The organism is Gardnerella sp. 26-12 (genome assembly GCF_001660745.1).
Taxonomy (GTDB): Bacteria; Actinomycetota; Actinomycetes; order Actinomycetales; family Bifidobacteriaceae; genus Bifidobacterium; species Bifidobacterium swidsinskii.
In genome coordinates this window covers 1-13295 of sequence record NZ_LWSR01000092.1, presented here as the reverse complement: position 1 = coordinate 13295, position 13295 = coordinate 1, and the positions used below count along the sequence as shown (strand labels likewise).

The 13295-nt window shown below is 44.9% G+C and carries 10 protein-coding genes; all 10 read right to left on the bottom strand.

Annotated elements, in window-relative coordinates; all coding sequences use genetic code 11:
- Window positions 1-69: 69 nt before the first annotated feature.
- A complete protein-coding gene (gene rapZ / locus A5295_RS05005) occupies window positions 70-945 on the bottom strand; it encodes an RNase adapter RapZ (RefSeq protein WP_100066708.1) in 876 nt (291 codons plus the stop codon).
- An 80-nt stretch (window positions 946-1025) separates the two neighbouring features.
- Window positions 1026-2219: a shikimate dehydrogenase gene (locus tag A5295_RS05000; protein WP_064621960.1), complete on the bottom strand. Its 1194-nt coding sequence runs from the start codon at window positions 2217-2219 to the stop codon at window positions 1026-1028.
- 22 nt (window positions 2220-2241) lie between these two features.
- Window positions 2242-4662 carry a primosomal protein N' gene (locus A5295_RS04995; RefSeq protein WP_064621958.1) on the bottom strand — a complete coding sequence of 807 codons (2421 nt, stop codon included), beginning with the start codon at window positions 4660-4662 and terminating at the stop codon, window positions 2242-2244.
- A gap of 72 nt (window positions 4663-4734) precedes the next feature.
- Window positions 4735-5952: a methionine adenosyltransferase gene (gene metK / locus A5295_RS04990; RefSeq protein WP_064621955.1), complete on the bottom strand. Its 1218-nt coding sequence runs from the start codon at window positions 5950-5952 to the stop codon at window positions 4735-4737.
- Between the two features lie 139 nt (window positions 5953-6091).
- Window positions 6092-6376, bottom strand: a complete 285-nt coding sequence (rpoZ, locus tag A5295_RS04985; RefSeq protein WP_004108619.1) for a DNA-directed RNA polymerase subunit omega — start codon at window positions 6374-6376, stop codon at window positions 6092-6094.
- Between the two features lie 82 nt (window positions 6377-6458).
- Complete coding sequence (gene gmk, locus A5295_RS04980) at window positions 6459-7067, bottom strand: guanylate kinase (RefSeq protein WP_012914263.1); 609 nt, start codon at window positions 7065-7067, stop codon at window positions 6459-6461.
- Window positions 7068-7082: 15 nt separating this feature from the next.
- Entirely contained in the window at window positions 7083-7994 is a 912-nt protein-coding gene (pyrF, locus tag A5295_RS04975; protein WP_064621953.1) for an orotidine-5'-phosphate decarboxylase, read from the bottom strand.
- Window positions 7995-7997: 3 nt separating this feature from the next.
- Window positions 7998-11393, bottom strand: coding sequence for a carbamoyl-phosphate synthase large subunit (carB, locus tag A5295_RS04970; RefSeq protein ID WP_064621951.1), 3396 nt, complete (start codon window positions 11391-11393; stop codon window positions 7998-8000).
- A gap of 32 nt (window positions 11394-11425) precedes the next feature.
- Window positions 11426-12637 (bottom strand): glutamine-hydrolyzing carbamoyl-phosphate synthase small subunit, encoded by a 1212-nt coding sequence (gene carA / locus A5295_RS04965; RefSeq protein ID WP_064621949.1) that lies wholly within the window; start codon window positions 12635-12637, stop codon window positions 11426-11428.
- A gap of 86 nt (window positions 12638-12723) precedes the next feature.
- Complete coding sequence (gene nusB, locus A5295_RS04960; protein ID WP_064340544.1) at window positions 12724-13209, bottom strand: transcription antitermination factor NusB; 486 nt, start codon at window positions 13207-13209, stop codon at window positions 12724-12726.
- Window positions 13210-13295 lie beyond the last annotated feature (86 nt).

Genomic DNA, 13295 nt, shown 5'->3' with positions numbered 1-13295 from the left:
AATTTTAATTGATTAGTTTCATAATCGCATTTCACTACTTTACTTTTTGCTACTTTACTTCTCCACTTACTATGATCTTCTCTGTAGCTCTCTTGCAGATACTGTAACTTGCAAACCGTGCAATCTCAAACGTCTAGCAAGCTCAATACTTACGGCAACAGAACGATGCTGACCGCCAGTACATCCTACAGCAATAGTCACGTAATGCTTGTCTTCTTTAGCGAATCCGTCGATAGCTGTAAGAAGCGCATTTTCGTAAGAATCTAAGAATGTAATTGCCGCAGAATTCGATAAAACATAATCTTGCACAGCTTGATCCTTACCTGTAAGCTCCCTTAATTCAGGAACCCAGAAAGGATTCGGCAAAAATCGCATATCGGCAACAAAATCAGCGTCCATTGGCATGCCGTATTTAAATCCAAAGCTGAAAATATGCACAGAAACAGTAGAAGAGCCTTTTCCAAGCAATCCTTCGTAAAGCTTTGTAGAAAGTTGGTGAATACTAAGTGCAGAAGTATCGATAATAATATTTGCGCAATCTTTCAAATGACTGAGCAGCTCTCGCTCTTCTAGAATACCGTCAATAAGTCTGCCACCGCGCTGCAAAGGATGCGGTCTACGCACAGACTCGTAACGCTTGATAAGCACAGCATCTGAAGCATCTAGAAACAGAATTCGCGTTTTTACACCAAGGTCATCAATATGCGCAAGAACTGCAAACAGGTCGTCGAAATATCCTCTAGAACGCACGTCAATAACAGCAGCAAGCTTATGCACTTTAGAACCGGATGAAGTCATCATATCTACTAGCGGTATGAGCAATTTTGGCGGAAGATTATCGATAACATACCATCCCATATCTTCCAACGCGTTAGCAGCGTGCGAGCGCCCAGCTCCGCTCATGCCTGTAATTAGCATAACTTCAAATCTGTCAGATAGTTGCATACTAGTCGACGCGGAACGTTGCGTAGTATGTTGCGCATCACGTTGCACATCACTTTGCGTAGTATGTTGCGTATTATCGCTCATAATGCCTCCTGTAAGGCTTTTCGCATGAGACTACTTAAGTCATCGTAATATCTAGCCTTGTCAGCACTAGGTTTATAACCAAGCTCAGAACCAGTCTCAGCACAATCCTCAGCGCCAGTCTTAGCACAATTCCCAAAATTTTCTTTAGATTGCCTGTACTCAATCGTCATAAGACTTACTTGTGCTAAAGCTTGTTGCAAAAGCATTTCTTCTCCGCCAATAGCGCAACCGTATTGTTGCCATACACTAAGTAGCATGCTTGGGCGAGGATCGTAAACTACGTCAAGCAATGTTCCTAATTTCGTTTGATTATTCGCACTATCTTGACAGTACGCTTTCAACGCAAGCGCAATTGGATCTGCTACATGCGCTGGAACTGTGCTTATGACTATGTCTGCTTCTGCGATTGCACGAACAGCTTCGAGTGAATTTAAAGATTTCAAAATGAGAGATTTATCACATTCTGACAATTTTTCTGCACTCAATTTTTCTGCGCTATAGTCTGCAAATTTTGAAAATACTTCTTCGCTTATTGTTGGGAACTCAATACCTTGCACAGGCTCATACATAGCGTCATTTTCTTCGCTTTTATTATTTTGACCTATGCTTATTTTATTTGGAAAATCAGCGCAATACTTTTGTATAAGATTATTAAAACGTTCAACGCCTTTTACACTACCGTTATCTTCAGTTCTAGCAACAACTTGCACCTGCTCAAGCTTTGCTACTTGCGCAATTTCAATTAAAGCTGCCAGTGCAGAGGATGCAGTGTTGCCGCTGCCAATAATAACAGCCTTTTTTACTTCGCATATGCGCTCATGTAATGCGTGCATAAATGTTATTAATATGCCACTTATGTCAGTGTTGTATAGCTTTATTTGCGATTGCGAAGCGGTTGCTGGGTTGCTAGTAAAAACTGCAGTATTTGCCACGTTAAGCGCGCGCGACCAGTAGTCGCAAGGTGTACCGAGTTTCATTACGGTTTTTTTAAGCGGCATAGTAAGGCTTAAGCCTTTCCAAGAATCGTCAAGATGCGCAATAAAATCGCGAAGCTCTGTTTCGCTTACTTTTTCCTTACTATATTGCCAATTTGTAAGACCTAAAGCCTTATAAGCCGTGTTGTGAAGCACAGGCGACAGCGAATGCGAAATAGGATCTCCCAAAACTGCGCAATGATATATTTTTACCATTTTTCTCTCCCCTATTAGTAAGTTAGTACGCTAATAAATCTTTTGGATCAACACAAAAACGCAACTCTCCTGCAGCACGTGTTGCTACGTGACGAGCTACTTCCTTGTGCAATCGGTTCACTAATTCTTGTCTTAAATAAAGCGGAACTCTTACTACAGCTTTTACACGGTCGTAAATATCGTCAAAATGCTGGTATCTGTCTGTAACAGGCGGATGCATTGGAACAATTCCTAATAATGGAGAAATTGCTGAAAAATCAGCATCTTGACTACTTTCGCACCCAAGATTTTCTTGCATTGCACCAATGTTTTCAAGCGCATGCATAACCGCATCACGAGCACCCCATACGCATGCTGCAGTTACACAAGGCGGCAATATTGCTTGAGCTCTTTCTGAAAGCTCATTGCAAGAAAGTTGAGTCGTATCCCACAATGTAAGCGCACGCGCAAGAACAGGATACGTTTCGCCAATCAAAAGCACACTTCCTCCGCGCGCTCTAGGAGCACATAAAGCAGAAGCTTTCATCCACGAATTAAGTGTATCTATTCGCGCATCAAGCCCCGAAGCGTACAAACTTACCCACGTATCGAGTATTGCTACAACACCATATTCTCCGTTACAATTTGCGTCTTGCGTTTGTACGCGAGGCTCACATCCAGGAGTTGCAACAACAATTACAGGTTTTTCATCAATACACTGGATAATTCCGTTCGGTTGGTGTTGTGACGAAATAATAATAGGCACGTTGCGAAATAGTTTAGATAATTCTTCTGCAACACCAGCAGCGCCAACTTGTATAACTCGCATATTGCTACTGCCACAATTAGAACAAGACCAATTTATTGCACTAGCACCACACCACGAGCAACGTGCTGTTTGCTGACTATTTGCAACATCGAGAGGCCCAGTACATCGTCTACAGCGCGCTTGACGTTTGCAAGAAGAGCATATAGCAGATTGCGTCACACCATCTTGCGCAATAGAAAGCAGCACAGGCTTACCATCCGAAAGAGCATCATTAATAGCTCTTACTGCGCTATGCGGTATGCGAGCGCCAATACTTGGGTCAGCTAATTTCAATAAAGCTTCACGATTAAGCCAACGAACCCACGGAACTAACTTTTCGCGAGCAAGTTTACTCGCACTTACAGGGATGCTAGATCCGCTTATTGTTTCAGCAGTTTTAGCAGATTGAGTAGTTTGAATAACTTTAGTAGTTTGAACAGATTGCTCACCTTGCGCATCTTGCGCATTCGACATATAGCAGTCTACTTCACTTTGACTAAGCGCGCTTCTGGAATACGACATTGACACAAATACGCCGCCATGCCTTTTCGCACGAAGCCGCATAACTCCACGCGCTTGAGCATACGGCATCATGCCATCAGCATATTGGTACGCGCAATCTTCAACAATCGCAAATAAAGCATCTCCCTCAACTGGAGCATACATTGCAGCTCTAGTGCCAAGAACGCAAGGAACTATTCCGGACGCGATTGCACGCCAAGCTCTATATCTATCAGCTGGAGGATCCGCAGCACAAAGTCGAGCTACATCGCCATCAAAACTTCCAGCAGAAAAACCACGATGATTCTCACTGACACGCTTATATGGCTTTAATCCGTAAACCATTAGCGCGCGCATTACATCATTTACTTCTCTTAGCGTCGGCAAAACTACAACAGCTTGCTTACACGCGCTTAAAGCAGTGACAATCATCCACGCTAAATCTTGTGCAAGTCGGCAAGAACCTGGTAAAGCGTCTACAATAAAAGATTGAGAAGAATTATTTTCTGCTTGCTTGACTAATTGATTTTCTGTTTTATTTTCACTAAAACTTGCGTCAATAGATTTTTTGATTAATGCATTGTATAAAATATTTGCATTTTCGTAATCATAAATCATGCGAGAAGTTGTAGCGTAACCTGGGTTTGTATTGTTATCGTTTTGCAAACGCTTCTTAAGATTTTCACGCCACTGTTTTCTGCGTTGCAAGCGTATGTTGTCAAAAACTTCCTCATGCTCAACACGAGCTACGCGTTGAGGCACAGCAAGACGCAAAATATTTGAGCTAGTTCCACCATAAGCTTTAGCTATGGCGTCAATATCGTCTCGCAAAGATTTAGAAAGCAAAACATCTGGAGGAAACACGCGCTCTAAAAATCTTAAAGCAGTATGAGGGGTGTCTGTATGCGAAGAACGAGACCAAATAACTCCAGTGAGCTTTTGTGCTCCAAAACGAACGCGTACAAACGCCCCAGGCTGAGCAGATTCATCTTGATCTTGCGATATCAAGTAATCAAAAGTACGACCTAAATGTGAAGCTTGAACATCAAGCATCACATGCGCAATAGGGCATTCATTAGCAGGCACTAGAGAAACAGCATTGCGCTTACGTCTCGTTTTACGCGCTAAGCCGTCTAGCGAAGGTTGCTCTGCCATAAATAACCCTTAGTTTTACTTGAATTACATCACATAATTACTGTTATTTTACAGCAAAATTTATCAATAAAACTACTTTTTTAGCGCATCTTTCAATTGCTCAATACGATTCGTTTCTTCCCAAGGGAATTTAACATCCGTACGGCCAAAATGACCATAAGCTGCAGTTGGAGCATAAATTGGCTGAAGCAAGTTAAGCTCGTCAATAATCGCAGCCGGACGCAAATCAAATACTTCACGCACAGCACGCGCAATATCTGCACGCGTAATACCTTCAGCTTCAGTTCCGAAAGTTTCTACGTTTACGCTTACAGGATCAGCAATACCAATAGCATAAGCAACTTGAACTTCTGCCTTATGAGCTAAACCAGCTGCCACAATATTTTTTGCAACCCAGCGAGCTGCATAAGCTGCAGAACGGTCAACTTTGCTAGGATCCTTACCGGAAAAAGCTCCACCACCATGATGAGCAGCACCACCATAAGTGTCAACAATAATTTTTCGACCAGTTAAGCCCGAATCAGCTGCAGGACCTCCCAAAACGAAGGAGCCAGTAGGGTTTACAAGCATACGGTACGAATCGTACGCAACTTTTTGAGCAAGAACTTCGTCCAACACAGGATTAACAACATGTTCAACAAGCTGATCTTGTAACCAGTCTCTAGAAACTTCTGGGTCATGCTGAGTAGAAATAAGCACAGTATCCAAACGTTTAGGCAATCCTCTTGAATCATACTCAATCGTTACTTGAGTTTTCCCATCTGGACGCAAATGCGCAACAGTGCCATCTTTACGAACTTTAGCAAGCTTTTGAGCTAAACGATGAGCAAGATAAATCGGCAAAGGCATTAAAGTATCTGTTTCGTCGCTAGCGTAACCAAACATAACACCTTGATCGCCTGCACCTTGAGCAGCGTAGTGCTCCTCACGAGAAGATGCACTCTCGCAAGAAGCATCCAACCTAGCAACACCTTGATTGATTTCCGCACTTTGCTCAGTTAAAGAAACCATAACACCACAAGAATCAGCATCAAGACCAATTGTGGAGCTCGTGTAGCCAACATTACGAACAACTTGACGCACGATTCCCGGAATATCGCTATAAACTTCACCACGCACTTCGCCAAAAACCACAAACTGACCAACGGAAGCACAAACCTCTACAGCAACATGCGCATGAGGATCCTGACGAAGCATATCGTCCAATATAGCGTCAGCAATTTGATCGCATAACTTGTCAGGATGACCTTCAGTTACAGATTCTGCAGAAATTAATTTACGTTCTTCCACATTTCCCCCTTAGGTTTATAGTCGATAAAGGCTAAATACAGGCTAAATAAAGCGAAAAACGCAGCCGTGCATCCGCTTTATTGAGCGCGGATGATACGCGACTGCGAATACCCATAAAGACGTTTATTAGCAAGGCTTATTAATTACCTTCGCTTAAATCGTCCTCACCAAGAGTCTCTTCAAGCAATCCAGCATTAATTTCGCGGAAAGCAATAGCTAAAGGCTTTTCTTGATTTTGATACTCAACTAGTGGGCCAACATTTTGAAGCAAACCTTCATTAAGCTGAGTAAAATAAGCATTAATTTGACGTGCTCGTTTTGCAGCAAATAAGGCAAGCGCATACTTGGAATCCGCATGTTGCATTAAATCATCAATCGGTGGATTCGCAAGACCAGTAGGTGTTGGCTGAGTGCCTAATGCCATAATATTCTCCAAATTCTATGGTGCCACAATAGTTCCAAAAGGCTTATTATATGCTATCGATTGGATATTGCGTAAGTTTTAACTATAAGTCGTATTCGCTTGCAATAACATTCCACAGTTCATCTGCGGCACGCTCAGCATTATCGTTCACAATAACAACATCGAACTCTTTAGCTGCAGCAATCTCAACTTTAGCAGTTTCCAAACGTTTTGCTTGCTGCTCAGGAGTTTCAGTACCACGACCAATAAGACGACGCTTAAGCTCTTCAAAGCTCGGAGGCGCAATGAACACGTACACAACTTCTAATCCAAGACGAGCAGCCTCTTGTTTTACGCGCCTAGCTCCTTGCAAATCTATTTCCAGCAAAGTAGGAATATCTTGCGTAAGATGATCCAAAACAGGCTGAAGAAGGGTGCCATAATGAGCCATGCCATGAACCAGCGCGGTTTCCAAGAATTCGCCATTACGCTTACGACGCTCGAATTCTTCTTCATCTAAGAACCAATAGTGAATACCATTAAATTCACCAGGTCTAGGCGCACGAGTGGTAGCAGAAACAGATAGCCAAATATGAGGATGCTTCTCACGAAGTATGCCTTCTACTGTGCCTTTACCAGCCGCAGTAGGACCCGTTAATACGATTAATCGACGTCTAGACTGCGAAACTGCAGTCTCATCCGTGGCACCCATTTGTTTACCTCTCGTTTACACACATTCGCCTGAATCAACAAGAGCCTGACGAATATCCAATGCTATGCGTTCAGTTGCAGCCGAAAGTTCACCAATATTTGGACCATGCGACGCAATCGAACGCGAAACAGTTACCAATACATTACCATGTGTACCAGCAAAAACACGCTTTAAATCGTCAGCTTCTGCACCTTGCCACCCATAACCAGGAGAAAGAATTGGACCAGTAAAACTGGTTACGTCAATTCCACCACCGTTCATCCAGTCGCCAATAGTCGCTCCAACAATTAAACCAACAGAACCCATTCCTTTAGTTTTATTGTTAAAACTTTGAGCCGTTTGAGCAATTCCGTGAGCTACAGTAGTTCCGCGGTAAGTTCCGCTTTGCCTAATAGCAGTTTGCAAACTTGCGCCTTCGCGATTAGAAGTTAGAGACGCAATAAAAACACCGCGACCGTTATTAAGAGCTTCGTTAATTAAGCCGCCCATTGAGCGAGCGCCGTAATACGGAAGAAGCGTAATAGCGTCGGCAAGAAGAGGCGCGTCCGGCTTAAAATATGCGTCTGCAAGCGCAGAAATAGTAGTAGACAATCCTCCATGACCGCAGTCAACAATAGTAATAATATCCATTTGACGAGCGGCATACAGCACACGCTCAAGCGCTGCGAAACCCTTAGAACCATAGCGCTCAAACATGCTGGATTGGAATTTAACTGCCGCTGCCCTACCATTCATAGCTTGCAGCATGCGCATAGAAAAAAGTTCAGCTCCAAGAGCATCCATGTTGTATCCCCAATTAAGCAGCATTTTGCGATGAGGATCGATTCCAACACACAATGGTCCATATTTTGCCATAGCGTTCTTCAAACGCAAACCAAAATCGGATCGTTGCGCCTGCACTTCTTGATCACGAATGCTCTCGGTCATGTATTAAGCCCGACTTTCTTGACTTTCTGCCTGTTCAATTGCAAACAACTGCTGAGCATGTTCTTGTATGCTCATCACCTGATAATCGTTGTTCTTAACAGCTTCAATAGCCATTAATACTGGTGCGAATTCGGTAATAGTAGTGAATTGCGGAAGATCAGCTGCTACAGCTGCCGCACGAATGGCATAACCATCAGTGCGCGATCCCCTTGAATTCGGCGTATTCAATACCATATCAATCCTACCATTTTCGATAAGCTCTACAACATTCTTACCGATTCTTTCATGCGCTTTCTCACTATTTGGCATATCCTTCGCCGTGTCGCCCTGACTAGAAAGCTTATCGACAATCACGGAATCAATACCATAACGACGAAGCACAGAAGCTGTACCTTCAGTAGCCCAAATAGTAAAACCAAGCTCCACTAATCGCACTGCAAGAAGCGGAAGTTGACGCTTATCTGCATCACTTACAGACACAAACACGTTGCCGCTGGTAGGCAAACCACCCTTGTATGCTGCAAGCTGGCTCTTAGCAAAAGCATGTGGGAAGTCACGATCGAAGCCCATAACTTCGCCGGTAGAACGCATTTCAGGTCCGAGCAAAATATCAACCGTACGACCAACAGGAGTGCGGAAACGCTTGAACGGCAGCACAGAAGCTTTAATAGCAACTTGCTGACCTGGATGAATATCACCACCATCGCCTTGCGGAAGAAGAAGCCCACGCTTGCGCTGCTGTGCAATTGTTTCACCAGCCATAATTCGAGCAGCAGCTTTAGCAAGAGCAACACCAGTAGCTTTAGAAGCAAACGGAACAGTACGAGACGCTCGAGGATTTGCTTCAATTACATACAAAGTGTTTGCCATAAAAGCGTACTGTACGTTGATAAGACCGCGAACAGAGCAGCCGCGAGCAATCGAAAGCGTACCCTCGCGAAGGCGTCGAATTTGATCGTCCGAAAGCGTGCTTGGAGGAAGAGTACAAGCAGCGTCACCAGAGTGCACGCCAGCTTCCTCAACATGCTCCATAATGCCGCCAATATAAAGCTCGTTGCCGTCGTAAAGCGCGTCAACATCGATTTCAATAGCGTCCTGAAGGAACTTATCAATCAAAAGCGGCGAAGGCAATCTGCCAGAAACAACCGTGTCTGCTCGAGCCTCATCCAATGCGCGATCAACATACTTTGCAAGCTGAGCGTCGTCGTATACAATCTCCATTCCGCGACCGCCGAGCACGTAGCTTGGGCGCACAAGAACCGGGTAGCCGATTGCGTGAGCTGCATCTTTTGCTTCCTCAAGACTCAAAGCTGTGCCGTATCGAGGAGCGTTCATGCCTTCTTGACGAAGAACCTCGCCGAAAAGCTCACGGTTTTCAGCCAAATCAATAGCCTCAGGAGTCGTTCCCAAAATTGGAACTCCTGCAGCTTTAAGACGAGCAGCAAGCGAAAGTGGCGTTTGGCCACCAAGCTGCACAATCACGCCCTTAACAGGTCCAAGCTTCTTTTCTGCTTCGTAAATTTCAAGCACATCTTCGAAAGTAAGAGGCTCAAAGTAAAGGCGGTCAGACATGTCGTAATCTGTAGAAACTGTTTCAGGATTGCAATTAACCATAATGGTGTCGTAATCCTTGCCCAATTCCTGAACAGCGTGAACGCAAGTGTAATCAAACTCAATACCCTGGCCGATTCTGTTTGGACCAGAGCCAAGGATAATCACAGCTTCGCGATCGCGCTTCTTCAACTCGCTTTCGTCAGCGTAGCAAGAATAGTAGTACGGAGTTGCTGCGTCGAACTCAGCTGCGCAAGTATCAACAGTCTTGTAAACAGGGCGCAAACCGTAAGCCCAACGAAGCTCACGAACCATATTTTCGCCTTCGTCGCCAAGATTACGCAAATGCGCAATCTGCACGTCCGAAAGACCAGCAAGCTTAGCACGCTTCAAAACTTTAGGAGTTAAGGTTTCAGCTTCACGAACTGCGAGCGCAGTTTCGTTAATTTGAGCCAGCTGCTCTACAAACCAAGGGTCGATTTTTGTTGCTGCAAAAATTTGATCTGGCGTTGCTCCACCCCAAAGCGCGCGCTGGATTTGCAAGTAGCGATGCTCGGTTGGAGTATGCATTTCTTCAAGAAGCTTATTAACTTCTTCCTTGCTTGGGCGCTCGCCATCCCAGCTAAAGCACGCGTGACGCTTGTCGATTGAGCGCATTGCTTTTCCAAGGGATTCCTGGAAGTTTCCAGCCAAAGCCATTGCTTCGCCAACTGACTTCATAGAAGTTGTAAGCGTGGTGTCTGCTCCTGGGAACTTTTCGAAAGCAAAGCGCGGAATCTTCGTTACAACATAGTCGATTGTTGGCTCGAAGCTTGCAGGAGTTGAACGCGTAATATCGTTTTGAATTTCATCCAAAGTGTAGCCTAAAGCAAGTTTCGTTGCGATTTTTGCGATTGGGAAGCCGGTTGCTTTAGATGCGAGCGCGGAAGAACGAGATACGCGCGGGTTCATTTCGATTACGATAATGCGACCAGTTTGAGGGTTGATTGCAAACTGAATATTGCAACCGCCGGTATCGACGCCAACGCCTCGAATAATAGCAATACCGATATCGCGCATCTTCTGATACTCGCGGTCTGTAAGCGTAAAGCAAGGAGCAACTGTAATCGAGTCGCCAGTGTGCACGCCTACAGGATCGACGTTTTCGATTGGGCAAACAACTACGACGTTATCTTTTGCGTCGCGCATAAGTTCAAGCTCAAACTCTTTCCAGCCTTCAATGCCTTCTTCAATAAGCACTTCGTTTGTTGGAGAATAGTGAATGCCGGCTCCTGCAATGCGGTGAAGCTCTTCTTCGTTATGAGCAATACCAGAGCCCAAGCCGCCCATTGTGAAGCTTGGACGTACTACTACCGGGTATCCTAAAGTTTCAACAATTTTGTCTACTTCTTCAATCGAGTGAGCAATAAAGGATTTTGCTGACTCAGCTCCGGCTTTTTCAACGACTTTTTTGAAAAGCTCTCGGTCTTCACCGCGGTCGATTGCTTCCAAAGAAGCGCCAATAAGCTCAACGTTATATTTTTCTAGGATTCCTGCACGACCCAAATCCATTGCAGCATTAAGTGCAGTTTGACCACCAAGCGTTGGAAGAAGCGCATCCGGACGCTCCTTTGCAATAATTCGCTCCAAAATCGAAGTGTCAATTGGCTCAATATATGTTGCGTCCGCAAGTTCCGGGTCGGTCATAATCGTAGCCGGGTTAGAGTTGACCAAAATTACGCGAATGCCTTCTTCGCGAAGAACTCGGCAAGCCTGCGTTCCGGAATAATCAAACTCTGCAGCCTGACCAATAACAATCGGGCCGGAACCAATTACCATAACCGACTTAATATCAGTACGTTTTGGCATAGTAAACTTCTCTTTCCGTAAATCTTAAAATCTTACTTGCTTTTTCGAGTGTTTTCGCGCATCAATTGCACAAAACGGTCAAATAGATAGGAAGCATCGTGCGGGCCTGCTGCAGCTTCCGGATGATATTGCACTGAGAACGCTGGAATATCAAGGCATTGCAAGCCTTCTACAACATTGTCGTTCAAGTCAATATGCGAAACTAGCACGCGACCAAAGTGACCGTTTCCATAAGGAGATTGGACAGGACCGTCAAGAGGAGCGTCCACTGCAAAGCCGTGATTATGAGCTGTAACTTCCACTTTTCCGGTTGTAACGTCTTTTACAGGCTGATTAATACCGCGGTGACCAAACTTCAGCTTGTAAGTGCCAAAGCCGAGCGCGCGACCAAGCAACTGGTTTCCAAAGCAGATACCAAAGAACGGGTAGCCCGCATCCAAAACTTTACGCAAAAGCTCAACTTCACGATTTGCTTGGCCAGGATCTCCAGGACCATTCGAGAAGAATACACCGTCTGCGTTAAGAGCTTGCAGCGATTCGAAGCTTATTGAGGAGCTTACGACGTGCACACGGCAGCCGCGCTCAGCCAAACGGTGAGGAGTCATGGATTTAATACCAAAGTCAACTGCTACAACCGTGTAAAGCGGATCTTTTCCTTCAAAATCACCGCAAGGCTCAATCGTATACGTTTCTTTAGTGCTGACTTCATCCGTTAAGCGCAAGCCTTGCATTTGAGGAGTCTGCTTAATTTCGTCAACGAAAGAAGCAACGGTACGAAAAGCCCCGGTTGACGGATCAACCAGGGCCTTATTAGAAAAAATGCCGGCACGCATAACGCCTACCGAGCGTAAATGACGTACCAGCTTTCGAGTATCAATACCACTAATGCCAACGATACCTTGCTTTTGTAAATCGTCTTCCAAGGAACCTTCAGCCCGCCAATTGCTAACTACTGGGCTCGGCTCCTTAACCACATAACCTGCAACCCAAATGTGGGCAGATTCTGGATCTTCATGATTCATTCCCGTATTACCTATATGTGGGAATGTTTGAACTACGATTTGTTGATCATAACTTGGATCAGTTAATGTTTCTTGATAACCAGTCATGCCCGTGGAGAACACAATCTCAGCGCGCGTAGAACCTTGCGCACCAAAAGGCTTACCAACGTAAACCTGACCATCCTCCAACACCAATACTGCATCATCACTGCCGAATCCGGCAAAGGTGTCGTTGTAATCCACCTTAACCCCCTTATGGCTTTAGGATATTCGTGGTAAGTCTACTCAGGTTGGCGGACGGGCGACGCGCCGGCGATAGTTATTGCTTCTTACTCGGCAGCAGCAGCTTCTTCCGTAGACTCTTCCGTAGCAGCGTCTTCAGGAGAAGATTCGCCATTAAACTTTGCCAAGCAAGCATCTTTATCTGCCATAATCGCGCTTAGTAAGCCGTGAATAAACGCAATAGCTTCGTCATCGCTATACATTTTTGCGAGCGCAATCGCCTCGTCAATAGCAACTTTATCTGGAATCTCATCGTTAAGAAGCATTTCCCACACCGCAATGCGCAAAATATTGCGATCGATAACAGCCATTCTGCCAACTTTCCAGCCAGTCGAATAGCGGTTTAGCGTCTTGTCGATTCTGTTACGTCGCTCTCCTACGCCTCGAACAATCTCAATAGCATATTCTGGGAGCGGAGTTTGAGCGCCAGGCTCCTTAACTCGCTCCTCAAGCAAAGAAAGAATATGCTGATTCTTCTCATCCGCCTCATACAGCGTATTCAAAGCCCTTTTACGAGCGGTAGAACGTGCCATCGTAACGCCCTTCTGTGTAACGTATAAAAATTACTTAATAAAGTTGTATCAAAAATTACGCGACCCAGCAACGAATAATCGCCACC

Excerpts from the sequence above, each read along its gene's own strand:
- rapZ (WP_100066708.1), bottom strand. The coding sequence starts at position 945 with ATGCAACTATCTGACAGATTTGAAGTTATGCTAATTACAGGCATGAGC.
- A5295_RS05000 (WP_064621960.1), bottom strand. The coding sequence starts at position 2,219 with ATGGTAAAAATATATCATTGCGCAGTTTTGGGAGATCCTATTTCGCAT.
- A5295_RS04995 (WP_064621958.1), bottom strand. The coding sequence starts at position 4,662 with ATGGCAGAGCAACCTTCGCTAGACGGCTTAGCGCGTAAAACGAGACGT.
- rpoZ (WP_004108619.1), bottom strand. The coding sequence starts at position 6,376 with ATGGCATTAGGCACTCAGCCAACACCTACTGGTCTTGCGAATCCACCG.
- gmk (WP_012914263.1), bottom strand. The coding sequence starts at position 7,067 with ATGGGTGCCACGGATGAGACTGCAGTTTCGCAGTCTAGACGTCGATTA.
- pyrF (WP_064621953.1), bottom strand. The coding sequence starts at position 7,994 with ATGACCGAGAGCATTCGTGATCAAGAAGTGCAGGCGCAACGATCCGAT.
- carB (WP_064621951.1), bottom strand. The coding sequence starts at position 11,393 with ATGCCAAAACGTACTGATATTAAGTCGGTTATGGTAATTGGTTCCGGC.
- nusB (WP_064340544.1), bottom strand. The coding sequence starts at position 13,209 with ATGGCACGTTCTACCGCTCGTAAAAGGGCTTTGAATACGCTGTATGAG.